This is a genomic window from Agromyces sp. NPDC127015 (genome assembly GCF_042725165.1).
Taxonomy (GTDB): domain Bacteria; phylum Actinomycetota; class Actinomycetes; order Actinomycetales; family Microbacteriaceae; genus Agromyces; species Agromyces chromiiresistens.
Window position 1 is genome coordinate 60,118 of the sequence record NZ_JBHXDI010000001.1, and the last position, 20,340, is coordinate 80,457.

Consider the following 20,340-nt stretch of genomic DNA (forward strand, 5'->3'; position numbering starts at 1 on the left):
CACTCTGTGAACGACGATGGGGACGCGGCATGACCGGTGGCAGGCTCACCCTGCACGAGCGACGATCGATCGCCGAAGGAATGGCCGACGGTCTCGGCTACGCCGAGATCGGCCGGCGCCTCGGCCGCCCGACGTCGACGATCAGCCGCGAGGTGGCTCGCAACGGCAACGGCCGGTACTCGGCCGGCGCGGCGCACGAGGCGGCAGGGCATCGTGTGCGCCGCCCTGCCGCTGCACCGGAGCCGCCGACCGAGACTCGCGCGTTCGTCGAGGAGTTCGCGGGCCTGCTGTCGGCCACCGGGATGCCGCGGATGGCCTCGCGCGTGTTCACCGCCCTCCTGCTCTCCGAGGCCGGAAGCCTCACCGCCGCCGAGCTCGTGCATGGACTGCAGGTCAGCCCCGCGGCGGTGTCGAAGGCCGTCGGCTACCTCGAGGGACTCGGCCTGCTCCGGCGCGAGGCCGATCGCCGCAGCCGTCGGGAGCGGTACGTCATCGACGACGACGTGTGGTTGCGGGCGCTGCGCACCGACTCGTCGGCGCACGCCGACGTGGCGACCGGTGCGGCGCGCGGCGCCGCCATCTTCGGGGCGGAGAGCCCCGCCGGCGTGCGACTCGGCCTCATGGGGCGGTTCTTCGGCGAGCTCACCGAGCAGATCGACGGAATCGACCTGGACGATCCGAAGGCGGGCGACGCGATGACCGTGCTCGCGGCGCTGGTCCACGCCGATCGGGCGCTCACGGTCGACGAGCTCTCGGGCGCGCTCGGCTGGACGCCGACACGTGCGGCCTCGGCGCTGACGGAGCTCGAGCGACGTCCCAACCTCGCCGATCCGCTCCTCGTCGGCGTCCAGGGCGAGCGGTACGCCGTCACCGCGCGGCCGGATCGGCTCTCGCAGGCCCAGCGCGCCGCACTGCGGCCGGCGAGCGGTGCCGCAGGCTAGGCCCGCACCACCTCGAGACCGAACGCGCCCTCGGCGATCTCGACGGCCACGTCGTCATCGGTCACGACGACCGTGCCGTACCCCGTCGAGGCGACCCACGGCCAACGACCGTTCGCCCCGACGTGCAGCGATCCCGTCGCCTCGTCGACGCGCACGCCCGATCGGGCCTGAAGCAGCGTCCAGCCGGCCATCGCCCTCGCGTAGTGGTCGCCGCACTCGATCTCGTTGTACGGGTTGCGTCGCGAGCCGTCGTGCCGGTTCCACAGTCCGTCGAGCACGGCCTGGCCCGCGTCGTCCAGGCCCTCGAAGAGGCAGTGCGCGGCGACCTGCGCCTCGATGCCCGTCCAGACCTCGTCGGCGTACCGCGTCGGGACCTCGGGTCGGCCGCCGTCGGGCCACGAGCACATGAGCAGCCCGACATCGTCGGCCGTGTCGGCGTAGACCCGGTAGGGGTGGGTGAAGTCGGCGAAGCCGTGCCGCAGGTTCGAGCCGACGACGTGGCGCAGCGCGCTGCGCACGTGCTCGGCGGGCAGGATGTGCCCGAGGCCGAGCTGGTGCGCCCACCACTGCCCGATGACCTGGTCGCTCAGGATGCCGGTCAGCCATTGGAAGTCGGTCGGGTCGCCCTCGTCGAGGCGCTGGATGTAGTGCGTGCCGTCGAAGATCGCCTCGTCGTAGCCGCGCGAGCCCGACTCGAAGCGCGCTCGCGCCTCGGCCGCCGCCTCGTCGTCGCCGGCGAGCAGCGCGAGCTCCTCGTACGCGCGCAGCGCCGCGAGCCACAGCGTGCCCATGAAGGGATTGACCCCAGCCAGGTCGATGTCGTGCGTCGACGGCTGGATGCCGTGCAGCACGCCGTCGCCGTCGGCGTCCCACTTCTCGGCGATGTGGCGATAGAGCCGCTGGAGCGACGGCCAGCGCCGCTCGAGCCACTCGGCTCCCGCGCCCCGCTGCACGTCGCGGAGCGACTTGAGGATCGTCGCGAGCATGCCGTCGAGCGCCGGCTCCTCGGGCCCGCCGATCATCTCGTGGGTCATCTGCGGCAGGTACGTCGGTACCCGAAGGCGGTGCGGGATCGCGCCGTTCGGCGCCTGCATGACGTCGAACTCGGTGTCGCGCATGTCGCGCTCGAGCTCGGGCCAGAGCCCGGCGAGCGCCGCCTCGTACTGCCAGACGTGCGTGCAGTTGAGCGGGCACGACCCGCCGAACACCCCCGACCACATCCAGGTCGAGGCGCCGAGCGAACCCTCGTATCCGTAGAAGCGGCCGTCGGCGCCGATGAAGCAGGTCGGGCTCCGCACGTAGGCGGCCTGGGCGGCGAGGTAGTCGGCCTCGCGCGGCGCGAGGCTCGAGGTCGTGAGGGTCTCGGTCCAGCGCGAGGTGCGGGCGACGAGGTCGTCCCACCGCTCCTCGACCTCGGCCTGCACGTCGAGCGCATCGCGGTATCGCTGCCCGTAGCCGTTGCCGAGGTAGAACCGCGACGCGCCCGCCTCGGGGTGCGGCCGGCCGAACTGCTCGATGTCGACGAAGCGGTTCGGGAAATGCCAGGACATCGAGAACCGGATCGTGCGCGACTGCCCGGGCTCTAGCCAGTACGGCACCCCGACGACGCCGAGCCACGAGCGCCCCGGCGCACTCGCACCCGAGCCGCCGCGCGGCGCGTTCAACTGCGGGTCGCCGACGGTCGGCGCGACCTCGAGACGCGAGCGCCCGTCGTTGAGCGCGCGCGAGTCGAGGAAGGCGCGCAGATGCTCGACGCCGGTGCACCGCGCGAGCACGGCCGCGGACGGGTCGTCGGCGGCGAGCACCAGCTGCCCGGCGAGCTGGTCGGACTCGTCGATCGACGGGTTGTCCATCACCACCCGCGACCAGCCCCGCCCGCGGAGCAGTCGGTTGACGTTGCCGCCGAGCCCCGGGGTGTGCTCGCCGATCGGGGTGATGCCGTCCCACCCGGCGGCGTTCAGCAGCGAGCCCGCGAGCGTGCCGTGCACCGGGAACTCGCCCGTGTTCGTGAGGGTGAACGAGAACAGCCCGCTCGGCATGCCGCTCGTCTCGACGTCGCCCGGCACCATGGGGTTCAGCGCCCGCATGGTGACGGCGACGGGATGCCTCGGATCGGAGAGCCCGACCTCGGCGATCGGATAGGTGCCGCTGAACCGGGCCGACGCGAAGGTGCCGAACCGGTCGGCCGCCGCCGACATCCACTCGGGCACGACCGCGTCCGTCGTCAGCGACGCCCCCGGGTCGTCGACGGGGTGCCCCTGCACCATCGAGACGACGTCGAGCGGCGGCTCGATCTGCGTGACGCGCAGCCAGAACCCGGTGCCGGGCAGGGCGCCCACGTGGTTCGGCATGCCGTGCAGCTGCCATTGGCGGAGCGAGCCGTCGGCGCCCACGGCGAATCCGCCCGTGCCGATGCCGCCGATCGGCATCGCGAGGGCGGGGACTGCGGTGTGCGGGAGCTCCTGCCGGAGGATGTCGGTCATGCCTCTCCTTGCGTGACGGTGATGGGGCTGCGGCGCAGCGGGACGAGCGGCGGCAGCGCGACACCGACCGCGGCCGCGGTCGGCCAGGCGCAACCGACGGCGAGCACGACGAACACCGGCGCGGCGATCGCGAGCAGGACGGTCAGCCAGGTGAGTCCGAGCCAGACGACGGCGGCGGCGGCGGCGACCGCGGACACGGGGCCGAGCGGCCGGCGCACGACGGCGATGAACGCCATCGCGACGATGCTGCGCAGGCGGACGTCGGCCCGCACGACGCCGACCGGGATCGCGACCGCCGCGACGAGCGCGGCGACGACGGCCAGCGCGGTGCCGGCGACGGCGAGCACCTGGAAGGCCACGGATCCGGAGGCCTCGGCGACGACGGCGACGAGCGCGCTCCACGCCGCCAGCATGCAGGGGGCGACCGCGAAGACCGCGACCACGAGCAGGCGCCGCCCGAAGCCGGGCCGCTCGCCGCCGAGTTCGAAGAGCTCGGCGCCGAGCCGGTCGACCGCCCAGAGCAGCCCGGGCGCCGCGAGTGCGGCGACGACGATCCAGGTGATCGGCGACGCGGGGCCGAGCACCCGACCCGCTGCGGCGTAGACGGCGACGACGGCGACGCCGAGCACGGCGAGCGCGGGCAGCGATCGCCACGCCGCCGCCGGCAGCCGGCGCAGCACCGGGTCGACGGCCGCGCCCGGCTCCACGGCGGTCATCCCTTCAACCCGGTCGACGCGACGGACTCGACGATCTGCCGCTGGAACGCGAGGAACACGATGAGCAGCGGCAGCACGACCATCGTGATCGCCGCGAAGACGACGACGGCCGGTGCCGCCCCGAAGCCGTTCTGCAGCGTGACGAGCCCGAGCGGCAGGGTCATGTTCTCGGGGCTCGAGAGGAAGATGAGCGGTCCGAAGTACCCGTTCCACGACGCCTCGAACCCGAGGATGGCGAGCGCGGCGATCGCCGGCGCCGACAGCGGCACGAGCATGCGGAAGAGGATCCACAGGTGCCCGGCCCCGTCGATGCGGGCGGCCTCGTCGAGCTCGCGCGGGATCGTCTTGAAGTACTGCGAGAGGAAGAAGATCTGGAACACGTTGATGAGGGCGGGCAGCCACAGCGAGGCCAGCGTGTCGACCAGCCCGACCTGCCGCATCATGATGAAGATCGGGATGATCACGAGCTGCGCCGGCACCATGAGCGCCGACAGCATGACGACGAGCAGCAGGCGGCTGCCCCGGAAGTCGATGCGGGCGAACGCGTAGGCGGCGAGGATCGAGAAGATCAGCGCTCCCGCCGTCGAGACGGCCGCGAGCAGCAGCGAGTTGCCGAACTGCTGGAAGAACGGCATGTAGTCGAGCACGTCGGCGAAGTTCTCGAACGTGAACGGGATCGGCAGCCAGCTCGGCGGGCTCGCGAAGGCGAACTCGGGCACCGTGAGGCTCTGCACGATCAGCCACACGAGCGGGGCGATCATGACGATGCCGAACACGACGAGCACGATGTCGACGGCGACGCCGCCCGGGGTGCGTCGCCGCGACTTGCGGCGGCCGGCCTTCTCGAGGGTGGCGAGCAGGTCGTCGCTCGGCATCGGCCGGGCCTGCGGAATGGTCGTCATGATTCGTGCACCCACCTTCTCCGGCCGATGAACTGCAGGAGCGTCACACCCATGATGATCACGAAGACGAGGAGCGCGACGGCGGCCGCGTAGCCCATGTCGAACGCCTGGAAGCCCTTCTCGTACAGGTACATGATGATCGTCGTGGTCGACCCCTGCGGCCCGCCCTTGGTGATGATCTGGATCGGGTCGAAGATCTGGAACGCCCCGATGAACGTGATGATCGTCGCGAAGAACAGGGTCGGCGACATGAGCGGCAGCGTGACGTTCCAGAAGATCTGCCGGCCCGTCGCACCGTCGGTGCGCGCCGCCTCGACGAGTTCGGACGGCACCGTCTGCAGGCCGGCCAGCATGATGATGAAGGTGAACCCGACCGTGTGCCAGAGGTCGATGACGATGATCGACGGCAGGGCCCACGCGGGGTCGGCGAGGAAGTTCGGCAGCTCGATGCCGAGCATCGCGGCGTACTGTCCGACGTATCCGAACGTCGGGTCGAGCACGTACTTCCACAGCAGCGAGACCGCCGCCCACGAGATCAGGAACGGGAAGAAGATCGCGACGCGGGCGAAGTAGCCGATGGACCTGCTGATGAGGTTGTTCACGGCGAGCGCCAGCAGCAGGCCCAGCACGAGGTGCGTCACGATCGACGCGAACGCGAAGACGAAGGTGTTCCACAGCACCTGCGGAAGCTCGGGGTCAGTGAACAGCTGCTCGAAGTTCGCGAGGCCCACGAACTCGGGCGGCGTCAGCAGGTCCCACTTGAGGAACGCGAGCGCGATCGCGAAGACGAACGGCCCCGCGACGAAGACGAGGAAGAGGAGGACGGCGGGGCTGACGAACAGCCAGCCCGCCGCCTCGGCGCGGCGCCGCTGGAGCAGTGCTCCGGGGCGCCGCGCCGTGATCGTGTCGCTACTCACTGACCAGCGACTCCAGCTTGTCCTGCGCGGCGTCGAGCGTCGGCTGCGCCTCGCCCTGGCCCGCGACGATCGTGCCCCAGGCCTCCTCGATGACCTTCTGCGCCTCGGCGCCCTGGTCGATCGACGGGATGGGCGTCGCCCAGCCCATCGCCTCGCTCAGCCGCACGGTGCCCTCGGGGGCGTTGCCGGTGAACGCCTCGGAGTTCGCGACCGACTCGCGCGCCGGCACGATCGTGCCGCCGATCGACGCGAAGTACTCGCCGGCCTCCTTCGACATGAGGAACTTGATGAAGGTCCAGGCGGCCTGCTTGTTCTCGCTGTTCTTCGTGATGTTCCAGGCATCCCAGCCGACCGGCGAGCCGTTCTGGGTGTTGGTGGGCCAGTTCACGACGACCGTCTGGTCGACCATGTCCATGTCGCGGACGCCGAGCACCGGCCACCGCCCGCCGTTGAGGGTGGCGAGCTTGCCCTGCTTGAACGCCGTGTTGCCGTCGAACTGCCCGCCGGGCTTGGGCGCGAGGCCCATCTCGACGAGGCTGCGGGCGAACTCGGCCGATTCGACGGCCTCAGGGGTGTTGTAGGTCGGCTCGCTCCAGTCCTGGTTGAAGGTGCTCGCGCTGTTGGTCGTGAGCCACGGCATGACGTCGACGAAGTAGCCCGAGCCGGCACCGGTGAGGTACGCGCCCGTCTTCTCCTTGATCTGCTTGCCGGCCGCGACGAACTCGTCCCAGGTCCAGTTGCCGTCTTCGGGGATCGGCACCCCGGCCTTCTCGAACACCGACTTGTTGAGGTACATCGCCATGGTGTTGAAGCCGCCGGGGATGAAGACGGTCTCGCCGTCGGGTCCGGAGGCGTACTCCTCGTTGAACTTGACGAGGTTCGGGCTGAGGTCGGCCCAGTAGTCGTCGACGACCTCCTGGTCCTGCTCGATGTACGGCGCGAGGTCGGTGAGGATGCCCTTCGAGGCGAACAGCCGCTGCCCCTCGGTCGCCACCTGGATGATGTCGATCTTCTGCCCGCCGGCGAGCCGCGTCGCGACCGTCGTGGAGAACGTCGCCCAGTTGCCGCTCGGAATGCCGACGGCCTTGAGCTTGATGTCGGGGTACTCCTTGTTGAACTCGGCGAACAGGGCGTTGAAGGCCTTCTGCTGGTCGGCGTCGCCCATGTAGACGAAGCTCAGGTCGCCGCTGTCGGGGCTGCCCTCCGCGCCGCCGCCGCCTCCGCCGCCTCCGGCGGTGCAGCCCGTCATGAGCAGTGCCGCGGCCGCGATGACCGCGGCGGCCTTGGCGAGACCCTTCATTCTCTTGTGCATTCGTCCCTCCTCAGGAACTCGACTCGTCGATGAGTCGATGCTGTGGCCGGGTCAGGAACCCCGGTTCGGTCGGGCTTCGGCCGTGGGCGCCGGCAGGTTCTCGGTTCGCCGTTGACCTCACCTGCGGCCAGAGTATGCGAAATCGATTTCAAGCGCAACGATCGGATGTTTCGAGCCGATGCGGTGGGCGATGACGACGCCCGTCCGGGTCTCGATCACTCCGCCTTCTCGAGCTCGGCCGAGAACCAGTACACGTTGTACGGCCCCCAGAGCGAGAGCGCGAAGTAGACCGTGCGCCCGCCGTCGCCGACGTAGCGCGGGTTCAGGTAGGGCGCATACAGCCCCGGATACTCGTCGCCCGGCACGAGCTCGACCGGGTCTCCCCACGGCCCCCACGGCGTCGCGCCCTCGCGCAGGTACGCGTTGCCCGCATCCGAGTAGCCCATGAGCCAGCGGTCGAGGTAGTCCGACCACATCACCGAGAGCTCGCCGATCGTGCCCTCGACGACCGTGGATGCCTCGGCCGGATCCGCGCTCCAGGCCGGAGCGTCGCCGGTGCCGGCGAAGTACTCGTACGCCGAGGCATCCTCGACGGCCTCGACCGTGGCGGGCACCCGCATCAGTTGCACGTCGCCGAAACGTCCGGCGGGGATGCCCCAGAGGTAGACGTACTCGGCGCCGTCGTCGACGACGTGCGCCGCGGCCACCTGCACGAAGTTCGAGTCGCCGGGCCAGGTCGGCGACTCGAGCGCGGTCCAGGTCTCGCCGCCGTCGGTCGACGTGGCGAGCCCCGCGAAGTTCGCGTCCCACGCGCCCGGTGCGCCCCAGAACTTCACCGACATGTACGAGAGGTAGAGCGTTTCGCCGATCGCGAAGCCGTACGTCGGGATCTTCGTCACCTCTCCGGTGCCGTCGTTCGCGTCGTGCTCGCCCTCGACCATCGCCGTCGCGAGGCCGAGCCCGTCGACCGGCGCCCACGCGTCGAACTCGATGCCGTCGGACGGGTCGTCGTCGGTCGTCCACGCCGACACGTTCGAGCGCCACAGGCCGCCCTGCCCGCCGTAGGCGTCCGGATCGCGCTCGCCGAACGTGTCGCCGAAGAGGAAGTACGTCGTGTCGCCGAGGTTGACCATCGAGCCGAGGTCGGTGCCGGCGACCCCGACCGACTCGGTGTCGTTCATCGCATCGGGGCCGGTGAGCTTCGCGATCTCGGTGAGCCCGGTGACACCGGTCAGCACGGCGGGCTTGTCGGGGTCGGGATCGACCGCGACGGGGCTCATGGGGTCGCCTCCGCCACCCGTCGCGCTGCACGCGCAGAGCGCGACGGCGATGGATGCCGCGACGGCGGCGACGCGGACGGGACGACGGGTTCGGGCACGGCGCATGATCCTCCTCGATCTCCCCGACACCCTACGCGCGACGCACGATTTTCGAAATCGATTTCAGTACTTTTCGCACCGATCCGGCCGCTCCCGTGATCCGCGGGCACCCGCGTTCGCAGCGGGCGGCGAAATGCTTAGCCACACTAATTTGTTAGACTAAGCATCATGACCGATGCCCTGCAGACGACCGCGCCCGAGCGGCCCGCCCCCGCGGCATCCTCTCGGCTGACCCGGGACCGCCGTACGCTCGCCGAGCAGTCGACCGAACTCCGCATCGCCGTGATGCGCCTCTCGCGGCGCCTGCGACAGCAGCGCAGCGACACCGAGATCAGCGCATCGCAGTTCTCGACGCTCGGGTGGATCCACAGCGAGGGGCCGCTCACGATCGGCCGTCTCGCCGAGCTCGAGCGGGTGACCGCACCGAGCATGAACCGCACCGTCAACTGCCTCGTCGACGCGGGCTACGTCACCCGCCGCACCGACGACGACGACCGCCGCAAGGTGCTCGTCGAGGTGACCGACGCCGGCGACACGGTCGTCCGCGAGACCCGCAAGCGGCGCGATGCGTGGCTCGCGAAGCGGTACGCCGCCCTCAGCCCCGACGACCGCGAGGTCCTCGCCCGCGCCACCACGATCCTCGGGAGGCTCCTCGACCAGTGAGTGCCATGTTCCGCTCCCTCAGCCACGTCAACTACCGCATCTGGTTCATCGGCGCCCTCGTCTCGAACGTCGGCGCCTGGATGCAGGCCACCGCCCAGAACTGGGTCGTGCTCACCGAACTCAGCGACAACGACGCGTTCGCGGTGGGCATCACCATGGCCCTGCAGTTCGCCCCGCAACTGCTGCTCGTGCCGGTCACGGGCCTCATCGCCGACCGCTTCGACCGGCGCAAGATCCTCATGTGCACGCAGACGGCGCTCATGCTGCTCGCCCTCGGACTCGGCGCCCTGCTCATCTTCGGCCACGCCCAGCTGTGGCAGCTCTACGTCTTCGCGGGCCTGCTCGGCATCGTGAACGCGATCGACAACCCCGCCCGCCAGACCTTCGTGACCGACCTCGTGTCGAGCACCGACATGTCGAACGCGGTGGCCCTCAACTCGGCCTCGTTCAACACGGCCCGCCTGATCGGCCCGGCCGTCGCGGGCGTGCTCATCGTGCTCGTCGGCTCGGGCTGGGTCTTCATCATCAACGCGCTCACGTTCGTCGCGGTGCTCGCGGCCCTCGCCATGCTCAAGGGCAAGAAGCTGAAGCGGATGCCGCGGGCCAGCCGCGAGCGCGGCGCCTTCGTCGCGGGCTTCCGCTACGTGTGGAGCCGACCCGACCTCGTCGTCGTCTTCGTGATCGTGTTCCTCGTGGGCGCGTTCGGCATGAACTTCCCGATCTTCTCCTCGACGATGGCCGTCGAGTTCGGGCGCGGCGCCGGCGAGTACGGCCTGCTCAACTCGATCCTCGCGATCGGCTCGCTCGCCGGGGCGCTGCTGGCCGCCCGGCGCGAACGAGCGCGCATGCGCGTCGTGATCCTCGCGGCCGCCGGCTTCGGCGTGGCGGCGGCGATCTCGGCGGTGATGCCGACCTTCGCCCTGTTCGCCGCCTCGACGGTGCTCATCGGTTTCGCCGCGGTCACGATGCTGACGACCGCCAACGGCTACGTGCAGACGACGACCGACCCCGCGCTGCGCGGGCGCGTGCTCGCACTGTACTTCGCGATCCTCTCGGGCGGCACGCCGATCGGGGCCCCGATCGTCGGCGCGGTCGCGAACAGCTGGGGCCCGCGCTGGGGCCTCGGCGTCGCCGCGATCGCCGCGGGCGTCGCCGCCCTCATCGGCGCGATCTGGCTCGTCGTCTCGCGCGGCATGCGGCTCACGAGGCATCCCGAACGCCGCTGGGCCCCGGCCGTGCGCTTCGACGCTCCGCCCACCGCCGCGATCGCGGTCGTGCCGACGGCGGCCATCGCCGTGCCGACCGAGGCGCTGCAGGTGCCGACCGCGGCCCTGCAAGTGCCGACCGAGGCGCTGCAAGTGCCGACGGCGGCCATCGCCGTGCCGACCGAGGCGCTGCAGGCACCGACCGCGGCGACGAGTGTCCGGGACGCCTCGCTGCGGGCCTCGCTCCAGGGCCGCCCCGTCACCCGCGGCTGACGCGCGCGCACGCCTCGCACCCACGCCGCGCGTCCGCGACGAGGTCGCGCGAAGAGTCCGGGCCGTCGCCGTTCAGCAACCGTTCGCGCGACTTCGCGATGCGGAGTCGCACGAATTGCGCGAACGCGAACGGCGCCGGCGCCGCGCGGCTCAGGCGTCGAGCGCCGACTCGGGGTCCGCGAGCAGCGGCCCGAACGCCAGCTCGGCCGCCCCGATCGCGAGCCGATCCTCGCCGAGCGCGGCGACCCGCAGCTCGACACCCTCGGCAGCGGCGGGCATCGCCTGGGCCAGCACCGCGGCAGTGAGCGCATCGGCGTCGCTCTCGGCGATGGTCGCGAGGAACCCACCGAGGATCACCCGTGAGGGGTTCAGCACGTTCACCGCGTTCGCCAGGGCCGTCGCGAGGATACGCCGCTGCCTCGCGAGCTCGGCCGCGACCTCTGGCGAGTCGCTTGCCTCGAGCGCGGCCCGCAACGTCGGCTCGTCGGCAGCGGCGAGCCCGACGACCGCGAGCAGTCGCGATCGCGCGACCTCGTCTTCGAGCACGCCGCCCTCGGCCCGGCGATCCTCGTCCGCGGCGATGCCCGGGCGATTCTGCCCGAACTCGCCCGCGTATCCGCCGGCGCCGACGACGGCGACACCGCCGACGACGAGCCCGCCGCCGATGCCGCTCGCGCCGCCGTTGAGGTAGACGAGGTCATCGATGCCCCGGCCCGCGCCGAACAGGTGCTCGGCGCGGGCGCCGAGGCTCGCGTCGTTGCCGACGGCCGTGGGCAGCCCGGTCGCGGCCTCGACGAGTTCGCGCAGCGGAGCGTCGTTCCACTCGAGGTGCGGTGCCATGCGGACGAGCCCGTCGGCGGCGCGCACCAGGCCCGGCACCGCGAGGCCGACGCCCACGATGCGTGCCGAGCGCAGCGGCCCGGCGCGCCAGCGCGCGACGGTCGATGCGACGATCGCTGCGACCTCCTCGGGCGAGACGAGGTGATCGACCTCGTTGCGCTCTCGTACGGGGATCCGCCCGTCGAGTCCGACGGCCGAGATCGTGACGGCATCGACCTCGGGGTTCACCGCGATCGCGGTGACGCCGGGGTGGGCGGCGACGACGGGCGAGGGGCGGCCGACGCGATTCGTCGGGTCGGGCGCCCGCTCCTCGACGAGCCCGGCCTCGGCGAGTTCGGCGGCGAGGGCCGCGATCGTCGAGCGGTTGAGGCCGGTCGCGGCGGTCAGCGCGGCGCGCGATCGAGGTCCCTCGAGGTGCACGAGCCCGAGGACTTTCGCGAGGTTTCGACGATGCACGCCGTCGAAGGTGCCGATGCGCTCTGCCACGCGACAACTCTAGGCGGGGCCGTCGACACGCCCGCTCGCGACGCACCGAATATGTTGCCCTTGACTCGAAATTGCCCGAGCCGTATATTCAAGGCGTCCAGATCACTTTCGACATTGGTGTCGAAACTTTCGAGAGGTTGTTCAAGGATGAACAGACGCAGCACGGCTCGTCTCATCGCCCTGGCGGCGGCGAGCGGCATCGCGATGGCCGCACTCAGCGGCTGTTCGGCGGGCGGCGGGGAGGAGAGCGGCGAGACCGCGATGACCTTCTGGCACAACTCCACCACCGGTGACGGCAAGGCGTACTGGGAGGCGACCGCAGCCGCCTTCGAGGAGGAGCACCCGGGCGTGACGATCGAGATCCAGGCGATCCAGAACGAGGACATGGACGGCAAGCTCCAGACCGCCCTCAACTCCGGCGACGCGCCCGACATCTTCATGGCGCGCGGCGGCGGCAAGCTCGCAGCCGTGGTCGAGGCCGGCCAGGCGCAGGACCTCAGCTCCGCGCTCTCCGACGAGACGAAGGCCGCCCTCGGCGAAGGCGCCCTCTCGGCGTTCTCGGTCGACGACAAGCTCTACGGGGTGCCGTCGTCGGTGCTGCCGGGCGGCATCTACTACAGCAAGGACCTCTTCGCCCAGGCCGGCATCACCGAGACGCCGACCACGTTCGACGAGCTCGGCGAAGCCGTCGACAAGCTGAAGGCCGCCGGCATCGACCCGATCGCGCTCGGCGCGAAGGACGCCTGGCCCGCCGCCCACTGGTACTACTTCTTCGCACTCCGCGAGTGCGGCCAGGACGTCATCACCGGCCTCACCGACGACCCCAGCTTCTCCGACGAGTGCTGGCTGCGCGCCGGTGAGGACCTCGAGGAGTTCGCCGGCATCGAGCCGTTCAACCCGGGCTTCCTGACGACGACCGCCCAGCAGGGCGCCGGCTCCTCCGCAGGGCTCGTCGCCAACCACAAGGCCGCGATGGAGCTCATGGGCGCCTGGGATCCTGGCGTGATCGCCTCGCTCACGCCCGACGAGAAGCCCCTGGCCGACCTCGGCTGGTTCCCGTTCCCCGAGGTCGAGGGCGGCGACGGCGAGGCCGGCGCGCTCATGGGCGGCGTCGACGGCTTCTCGTGCTACGTCGACGCACCGAAGGAATGCGGCGAATTCCTCGAGTTCGCTTCGCAGAAGGAGTACCAGGAGGGCTATGCGAACGCGTTCGTCACGCTGCCGGCCAACAAGGACGCCCAAGGGGTCGTGACCGACCCCGCCCTGCAGGAGGTGCTCGCCGCCGTCAACGAGGCCCCGTACGTCTCGGTCTGGCTCGACACGCTCCTCGGCCAGAACGTCGGCAACGCGCTGAACGTCGGCGTGGTCGACCTGCTCGCCGGCAAGGGCTCGCCCCAGGGCATCGTCGATGCGGTCGACGACGCCATCAAGAAGGGCTGAGGCCGAACGCATCATGAACGTTCGCACCAACTCCCCCGTCGCGGGACGAGTCGAGGCGGACGACGTCACGGCCGGAGGCGGTTCGCCGTCTCCGGCCGCCGGCCGGGTCGCTGCAACGTCGCCCCGCGACCGGCGTCGTCCCCGCCGCGACCCGCGCAAGGCCATCGAGATCGCCGTCCTCGTCGGCCCAGCACTGCTCGTCTTCCTCGCGTTCGTCATCTTCCCCGTGGTCATGGCCGGCTACTACGGCTTCTTCCGCTGGAAGGGCTTCGGCCCGCCCACCGACTTCGTCGGCCTCCAGAACTACGTCACGATCTTCCAGGACCCCACGTTCCACGAGGCTCTGTCGCACAACGCGATCATCGTCGTGATGTCGCTCGTGCTCCAGGGCCCCGCCGCCCTCCTTCTCGCGCTGCTCCTGAACCGCCCGATGCGCGGCCAGTCCGCGATCCGCGTGCTGATCTTCGCGCCGTACGTCATCGCCGAAGTGGTCGTCGGCACCGGATGGAGCCTCATGCTCCAGAGCCAGGGCGCGCTGAACGGGCTCCTCGAGAAGGTCGGGCTGGGGGCGTTCACCCAGGACTGGCTCGCCGACCCCGCGATCGCCATGGGGACCCTGCTCGTCATCCTCACCTGGAAGTACATCGGCTTCGCCGTCATCCTCTTCCTCGCCGGCCTGCAGGGCATCCCGCAGGAGCTCACGGAGGCCGCGCAGATCGACGGCGCCTCCTACTGGCAGATCCAGCGCCGAATCACGCTGCCGCTGCTCGGCCCGACCCTGCGCATCTGGGCGTTCCTCTCGATCATCGGCGCCCTGCAGCTCTTCGACCTCGTGTACATCATCTGGGGCCAGTACGTCGCGTCGACCGCGGGCACCTCGACGATGGCGACCTACATGGTCGCGAACGGCCGCAACGCCGGCAACTACGGCTACGGCAACGCCGTCGCAGTCGTGCTCTTCCTCATCTCGCTCGTCGTCGCCCTCGTCTACCAGCGATTCGTGCTCCGCCGCGACACGGCCGGAGCCCTCACCGAACGGACGGAACGATGACCGCGTCGTCAATCGCCCTGCCCCGACCGCCGAAGGCGCGGCAGACCAGCAGGCTTCCGTGGGGGAGCCCCACCATCTACGTCGTCGCCGTCGTCGTGATCGCCCTCATGCTCGCGCCGCTCGCGTACATCATCATCGGCGGCTTCCGCACGAACTCGCAGATCACGGCCGATCCGTCGGCGCTGCCTGCGCCCTGGGTGTTCACGAACTACGCCGACGTGCTGGCCAGCACCACCTTCTGGGGCCAGGTGCTCAATTCGACCGTCGCGGCCGTGGTGACCACGGTCGGCGTCGTCGCGCTCGGGCTCATGGCGAGCTACGTGCTCGCCCGCTACCGGTTCAGGGCGCGCGGCGTGCTCTACGCGCTGTTCGCGGCGGGACTCATGTTCCCGATGACGGTCGCCATCACGCCGCTCTACATCATGGTGCGCAACCTCGGCCTCATGAACTCGCTCGGCGGCATCATCCTGCCGCAGATCGCCTTCGCCCTGCCGACGACGATCATCATCCTCGTGCCGTTCCTCAGGGCCATCCCGGACGAGATCGAGGAGGCCGCCGCGATCGACGGCTGTTCGCGGCTCGGCTTCTTCTGGCGGATGGTCGTGCCGCTCGCGCTGCCCGGCGTCATCACGGTGGGTATCCTCGCATTCATCGCGAGCTGGAACGGCTACATCCTCCCGCTCTTCATCCTGAACAACGAGGCCGCGTTCACCCTCCCGCTCGGGGTGCAGGCCTTCGCGTCGCAGTACTCGGTCGACACGGCGAAGGTGCTCGCCTTCACCTCGCTGTCGATGATCCCCGCCCTCGTCTTCTTCAGCGTGTTCGAGCGCCGCATCGTCGGCGGCCTCACGGGAGCGGTGAAGGGATGACCGAGCCGACGATCACGGATACCGCGACCGACGGAACCACTCGCAGCACGACCGCCATGACCACCACGGACCCCACGATGACGGAAGCCACGATGACGGAAGCCACGACCCACCCCGCCGCGACGACCGACCCGCCGTGGCGCGATCGGTCGCTTCCGGCCGCCGCGCGAGCCGGTGCCCTCATCGCCGAACTCACCCTCGAGGAGAAGATCGCCCAGCTCTACGGCATCTGGATCGGCGCGGCCGAAGACGGCGCCGACGTCGCCCCGCACCAGCACGAGATGAGCGGCGTCGTCGACCTCGACGTCCTGCTGCCCAAGGGGCTCGGCCAGATCACCCGCGCCTTCGGCACCGCGCCGATCGACGCGGCCGTCGGCGCGCAGTCGCTCGCACGACTGCAGGAGCGAATCGTCGACTCGAGCCGGTTCGGCATCCCGGCCCTCGTGCACGAGGAATGCCTGGCCGGCTTCGCCGCCTACGGCGCGACCGCGTATCCGGTGCCCCTCTCGTGGGGCGCGACGTTCGACCCCGGCCTCATCGAGCGGATGTCGCGTCGAATCGGCGAGGACATGCGATCGGTGGGCGTGCATCAGGGACTGGCGCCCGTGCTCGACGTCGTCCGCGACGCCCGCTGGGGCCGGGTCGAGGAGACCATCGGCGAGGATCCGTACCTGGTGGGCCGGGTCGCCACCGCGTACGTGGTCGGGCTCGAAGCCTCCGGGATCGTCGCGACGCTCAAGCACTTCGTCGGGTACTCGGCGTCGCGCGCCGGCCGCAACCTCGCGCCCGTCTCGGTCGGTCGCCGAGAACTCGCCGACGTCCTGCTGCCGCCCTTCGAGATGGTCGTGCGCGAGGCCCGGCCGCGCTCGGTGATGAACGCGTACACCGATCTCGACGGCGTGCCCACCGCCGCCGACCACGAGCTGCTCACGGGGTTGCTGCGCGACACCTGGGGCTTCGAGGGGACCGTCGTCGCCGACTACTTCTCGGTGGCCTTCCTCCAGACACTGCACGGCACATCCGGCGACCTGGGCGATGCGGCCGTGGCCGCGCTCGAGGCGGGCATCGACGTCGAGCTGCCGACGGTCCAAGCCTTCGGCGATCCCCTCAGGGCCGCCGTCGCCGACGGCCGCATCGACGAGGCGGTCATCGACCGGGCCCTCCTCCGCGTGCTCGAGCAGAAGGTCGGGCTCGGGCTGCTCGACGACCCGGCCGCGCCCCCGGCCGCCGCTGCGGCGAAGGGCTCCGTCGACCTCGATTCCCCCGAGAACCGCGAACTCGCGCGCCGCATCGCGGAGCAGGCGATCGTGCTGCTCCGCAACGACGGCACGCTGCCGCTCGCCGCCCCGGCCAGGATCGCCGTCATCGGGCCGACCGCCGACGACCCGCTCGCGGTGCTGGGGTGCTACGGATTCCCGACCCATGTCGGCGTGCACCACCCCGAGAGCGGGATGGGCATCGAGCTTCCGACCCTCGTCGAGGCGCTGCGCGAGGAGTTCCCCGGGGCCGAGATCGCCCTGGCGTCGGGAACCTCGATCGACGGCGGCGAGACCGACGGCATCGCGGCGGCCGTCGACCTCGCGGCATCCGCCGACGTCGTCGTGCTCGCGCTGGGCGACCGAGCGGGTCTCTTCGGCCGGGGCACCAGCGGCGAGGGCTGCGATGCGGAGACCCTCGACCTGCCGGGCGCGCAGGGCGCCCTGCTCGAGGCGGTGCTCGACACCGGAACGCCGACCGTGCTCACGCTCCTCGCCGGCCGTCCCTACGTGCTCGGTTCCGCCCCCGAGCGCGCAGGGGGGATCCTGCAGGCGTTCTTCCCGGGAGAGGAGGGCACGCGCGCCCTCGCCGCGATCCTCTCGGGGCGGGTGAACCCGAGCGGGCGACTCCCGGTCAGCGTGCCGGCCAGCCCCGGCGCCCAGCCGTCGACGTACCTGGCTTCGACGCTCGCGCGGCGCAGCGAGGTCTCGAACATCGACCCGACAGCCAGATACCCCTTCGGCCACGGTCTCGGCTACACCTCGTTCGCCTGGAGCGACCTCGTGGTCGAGGCGGCCGAGGCGACGACCGACGGCAGATTCCGGTTGTCGCTCACGGTCGAGAACACGGGGCACCGGGCGGGTGCCGAGATCGTGCAGCTGTACCTGCACGACCCGGTGGCCTCCGTCGTGCGACCGCTGCAACGGCTCATCGGTTTCGAGCGGATCGAGCTCGAGCCCGGGGCATCCGTGCGGTTGGGGGTCGAGGTGCCGGCCGATCTCGCGTCGTTCACCGGACGCGACGGTCTCCGCATCGTCGAGCCCGGAGCGCTCGTGCTCGGGTTCGGCCGTTCGAGCGCCGACCTGTCGCTCACGGCGGCCGTCGAGCTCACCGGCCCGGTGCGCGTGGTCGACCACACCCGCGAGCTGCACCCCGTCTGGAACGCCGAGTGGATCGGCACCGAGGCACCGTGACCGCAGCACGCAACCCCGTGCTGCCGGGGTTCCATCCCGATCCGAGCATCTGCCGCGTGGGCGACGAGTTCTACGTGGTGACCTCGACGTTCGAGTACTTCCCCGGGCTGCCGGTGCACCGCTCTCGCGACCTCGTGGAATGGGAGCTCGTGGGTCACGCGGTGCACCGCGAGGAGCAGCTCGACCTGTCGAGGGTGGCGGCGTCGGGCGGCCTGTTCGCCCCGACGATCCGCCACCACGACGGCCGCTTCTTCGTGGCCTGCACGCTCATCGGCGACGAGGGAGCACAGGACAGCTTCGTGGTGACCGCGACGGACCCGGCGGGCCCGTGGTCGGACCCGGCATGGATCGAGGATGCCCACGGCATCGACCCGTCGCTCCTCTTCGACGACGACGGCCGAGCGTGGTGGTGCGGCACCCGGCTCGCCGATCCCGGCGACTGGCCCGAGCAGACCGAGGTCTGGGTGCGCGAGCTGGATGTCGCCGCGATGAGGCTCGTGGGCGAGGAGCACGTCGTCTGGCACGGCGCCGTCGAGGGCGCCGTCTGGGCGGAGGGCCCGCATCTGCACCGGCTCGACGACGGGGTGCTGCTCCTCGCGAGCGAGGGCGGCACCGAACGCCACCACGCCGTCAGCGCGGCCCGCGGCACCGCACCGACCGGCCCGTTCACGGGGTCGAAGGCGAACCCGCTGCTCACCCACCGCCACCTCGGCGGTGACGTCGACGTGGCGAACGTCGGGCACGCCGACCTCGTCGACGACGGCCGCGGCGGATGGTGGGCCACGGTGCTCGCGACCCGGCGGCTCGCCGGGACCGGGATGACGCGCGCCGACGCCCTGCAGGGTCGTGAGACGTGGCTCGTGCCGGTCGTCTTCGAGGACGGCTGGCCCGTGTTCGCACCGGGCGAGGGCCGCCTCCGCCACGAGGTGGAGGTGCCCTGGGCCGACGCGACCGCTCCCGGCCCGTCGAAGCTCGTCGACGAGTTCGACGGGCCCGCGCTGCATCGCGAGCTGCTCACGATCCGCACGGCACCCGGCATGCGCCGGGCACGGCTCGGCGAGCGCCCGGGCCACCTGCGGCTCGAGGCCGTCTCCGGCGGTCTCGCCGAACCGGTCCCCCACGCCTTCGTCGGCTTCAGGCTCGAGCAGCCGGTCGCGCGCCTCTCGACCGAGCTCGAGATCCCGGATGCCGCGTCGGCCGGCCTGGTCGCCGGGCTCGCGCTCCGGCTCAGCGACCGCCGTCACGTGCGCTTCGCGGTCCGTGTCATGAACCCGGGTCCGCGTGCCGAGGTGCCCGGCTCGGGATCGGCCCGGGTGCTCGAGCTCGTGCTCCACCTCGACGGCGACGACCGGCCGCTCGCGAGCGTCGAGGCGCCGCCCGGACGGCTCGGGCTCGTGCTCGACCTCGACGGGTTCGGGGCGGTCGCCCGCCTCGAGTGCGGCGACCGCGCCGACGACGACGCGGCCTCCGCCCCGGTCGGCGTCGTCGACCTCTCGCCGCTGAGCCCGAGCGAGGGCGGCGGCTTCGTCGGGGTCGTCGGCGGCGTCTTCGTCGTCCGCGAGCCCGTCCCGGCGGGGCCCGCCGGCTCCGGCTCGGCCGACGGCCCGATCCCCGGGTCCTCACCCTGGGCCGACTTCGGCCGGCTCCGGCTGGAGCATGCGGCGGAGCGGGGGGAACGAGCCGATGTCTGAAGCGGATGCCGTTCCCGGGGGCGCGATCGACCCGGTCGTCGCACCCGTGCACCTCGCGGACGGCACGGGCGACGTCGCCGCACTCACGTTCGACGACGGCCCGGACCCCCGGACCACCCCTGCCCTGCTGGACTTCCTCGCCGAGCACGACCTGCAGGCCGTGTTCTGCGTCATCGGCGAGATGATCACCGCCCCGGGGGGCGCGGCGATCCTGCGACGGATCGTCGCGGAGGGGCACGTGCTCTGCAACCACGCCACGAGCTACGCCGACATGGGTTCGTGGCCGGCGGGCCGGGTGCGGGCCGACCTGGTGGAGAACCTCGCGATCATCCGCGACGCACTCCGCGACCCGATCGCGCCGGTGCCGTACTGGCGGGCACCGAACGGCAGCTGGGGCATCACTCGACAGGTCGCCGTCGAGCTCGGCATGCAGCCGCTCGCCGTCGTCAACACGATCGGCGACTGGGAGACGCAGGATGTCGCGACGCTCACGTCGAACCTGCGTGCGGCGATGAAGCCCGGGGAGATCGTGCTCGCGCACGACGGCGGCACCGGCGACCGTGGCGACCGGGCAGGCACCCTCGCAGCCGTGAAGACCGTCGTGGCCGAACGCCTCGCCGCCGGCTGGACCTTCGTCCTCCCGAAGGGCACGCCGGCCGTCGGCGCGCCCTTCGCATCCGGCGACGGCGGCTGAGCCCGCCCCGGTGCCGCCGCGCAACAGG

General features: G+C 71.4%; 16 protein-coding genes. 9 read left to right on the plus strand and 7 right to left on the minus strand.

From position 1 onward, the window contains the following. Nucleotides 1-29 precede the first annotated feature (29 nt). The gene (locus ACFWGP_RS00240; protein ID WP_231428967.1) at nt 30-941 is read left to right on the plus strand and encodes a MarR family transcriptional regulator; all 912 of its coding nucleotides are present in this window, start codon (nt 30-32) and stop codon (nt 939-941) included. On the opposite strand, the gene ACFWGP_RS00245 is transcribed toward ACFWGP_RS00240, so the two are convergent. The 6 genes from ACFWGP_RS00245 to ACFWGP_RS00270 all read right to left on the minus strand — a co-directional run bounded on the left by ACFWGP_RS00245 (nt 938) and on the right by ACFWGP_RS00270 (nt 8,656). Beyond that, nucleotides 938-3,424 (minus strand): GH116 family glycosyl-hydrolase, encoded by a 2,487-nt coding sequence (locus tag ACFWGP_RS00245; RefSeq protein ID WP_376929868.1) that lies wholly within the window; start codon nt 3,422-3,424, stop codon nt 938-940. The genes ACFWGP_RS00240 and ACFWGP_RS00245 overlap by 4 nt on opposite strands. Next, nucleotides 3,421-4,140 carry a hypothetical protein gene (locus ACFWGP_RS00250; RefSeq protein ID WP_231428969.1) on the minus strand — a complete coding sequence of 240 codons (720 nt, stop codon included), beginning with the start codon at nt 4,138-4,140 and terminating at the stop codon, nt 3,421-3,423. Before ACFWGP_RS00250 ends, ACFWGP_RS00245 begins: the two co-directional genes overlap by 4 nt. After that, nucleotides 4,137-5,042 (minus strand): carbohydrate ABC transporter permease, encoded by a 906-nt coding sequence (locus ACFWGP_RS00255; RefSeq protein WP_275506065.1) that lies wholly within the window; start codon nt 5,040-5,042, stop codon nt 4,137-4,139. Before ACFWGP_RS00255 ends, ACFWGP_RS00250 begins: the two co-directional genes overlap by 4 nt. Next, nucleotides 5,039-5,959: a carbohydrate ABC transporter permease gene (locus ACFWGP_RS00260; RefSeq protein WP_275506064.1), complete on the minus strand. Its 921-nt coding sequence runs from the start codon at nt 5,957-5,959 to the stop codon at nt 5,039-5,041. Before ACFWGP_RS00260 ends, ACFWGP_RS00255 begins: the two co-directional genes overlap by 4 nt. Continuing rightward, nucleotides 5,952-7,271 carry an ABC transporter substrate-binding protein gene (locus tag ACFWGP_RS00265; protein ID WP_376929869.1) on the minus strand — a complete coding sequence of 440 codons (1,320 nt, stop codon included), beginning with the start codon at nt 7,269-7,271 and terminating at the stop codon, nt 5,952-5,954. The genes ACFWGP_RS00260 and ACFWGP_RS00265 overlap by 8 nt, the downstream gene beginning before the upstream one ends. A gap of 215 nt (nt 7,272-7,486) precedes the next feature. Next, nucleotides 7,487-8,656 (minus strand): DUF4185 domain-containing protein, encoded by a 1,170-nt coding sequence (locus ACFWGP_RS00270; protein WP_376929870.1) that lies wholly within the window; start codon nt 8,654-8,656, stop codon nt 7,487-7,489. A gap of 162 nt (nt 8,657-8,818) precedes the next feature. Here ACFWGP_RS00270 and ACFWGP_RS00275 point away from each other — a divergent pair, with 162 nt between their 5' ends. Both ACFWGP_RS00275 and ACFWGP_RS00280 read left to right on the plus strand, forming a co-directional pair. Beyond that, nucleotides 8,819-9,313 carry a MarR family winged helix-turn-helix transcriptional regulator gene (locus ACFWGP_RS00275; RefSeq protein WP_231428974.1) on the plus strand — a complete coding sequence of 165 codons (495 nt, stop codon included), beginning with the start codon at nt 8,819-8,821 and terminating at the stop codon, nt 9,311-9,313. Nucleotides 9,314-9,318: 5 nt separating this feature from the next. Continuing rightward, nucleotides 9,319-10,791 (plus strand): MFS transporter, encoded by a 1,473-nt coding sequence (locus ACFWGP_RS00280; RefSeq protein WP_376929871.1) that lies wholly within the window; start codon nt 9,319-9,321, stop codon nt 10,789-10,791. 150 nt (nt 10,792-10,941) lie between these two features. Here ACFWGP_RS00280 and ACFWGP_RS00285 read toward each other — a convergent pair whose 3' ends face one another. Next, complete coding sequence (locus ACFWGP_RS00285) at nt 10,942-12,117, minus strand: ROK family protein (RefSeq protein ID WP_376929872.1); 1,176 nt, start codon at nt 12,115-12,117, stop codon at nt 10,942-10,944. A gap of 147 nt (nt 12,118-12,264) precedes the next feature. Between ACFWGP_RS00285 and ACFWGP_RS00290 the strand changes: the two genes are divergently transcribed. From ACFWGP_RS00290 to ACFWGP_RS00315, 6 genes are all read left to right on the plus strand, one after another. Beyond that, on the plus strand, nt 12,265-13,557 hold the full coding sequence (locus ACFWGP_RS00290) for an extracellular solute-binding protein (RefSeq protein ID WP_275506060.1): 1,293 nt from the start codon (nt 12,265-12,267) through the stop codon (nt 13,555-13,557). Nucleotides 13,558-13,570: 13 nt separating this feature from the next. After that, complete coding sequence (locus tag ACFWGP_RS00295; RefSeq protein WP_231428978.1) at nt 13,571-14,608, plus strand: carbohydrate ABC transporter permease; 1,038 nt, start codon at nt 13,571-13,573, stop codon at nt 14,606-14,608. Next, nucleotides 14,605-15,477: a carbohydrate ABC transporter permease gene (locus ACFWGP_RS00300; protein WP_231428979.1), complete on the plus strand. Its 873-nt coding sequence runs from the start codon at nt 14,605-14,607 to the stop codon at nt 15,475-15,477. The genes ACFWGP_RS00295 and ACFWGP_RS00300 overlap by 4 nt, the downstream gene beginning before the upstream one ends. A 92-nt stretch (nt 15,478-15,569) precedes the next feature. Beyond that, nucleotides 15,570-17,927, plus strand: a complete 2,358-nt coding sequence (locus ACFWGP_RS00305; RefSeq protein ID WP_376929873.1) for a beta-glucosidase — start codon at nt 15,570-15,572, stop codon at nt 17,925-17,927. Continuing rightward, nucleotides 17,924-19,618 (plus strand): family 43 glycosylhydrolase, encoded by a 1,695-nt coding sequence (locus ACFWGP_RS00310; protein ID WP_376929874.1) that lies wholly within the window; start codon nt 17,924-17,926, stop codon nt 19,616-19,618. The genes ACFWGP_RS00305 and ACFWGP_RS00310 overlap by 4 nt, the downstream gene beginning before the upstream one ends. Continuing rightward, complete coding sequence (locus ACFWGP_RS00315) at nt 19,611-20,312, plus strand: polysaccharide deacetylase family protein (protein WP_376929875.1); 702 nt, start codon at nt 19,611-19,613, stop codon at nt 20,310-20,312. Before ACFWGP_RS00310 ends, ACFWGP_RS00315 begins: the two co-directional genes overlap by 8 nt. Nucleotides 20,313-20,340: the final 28 nt, after the last annotated feature.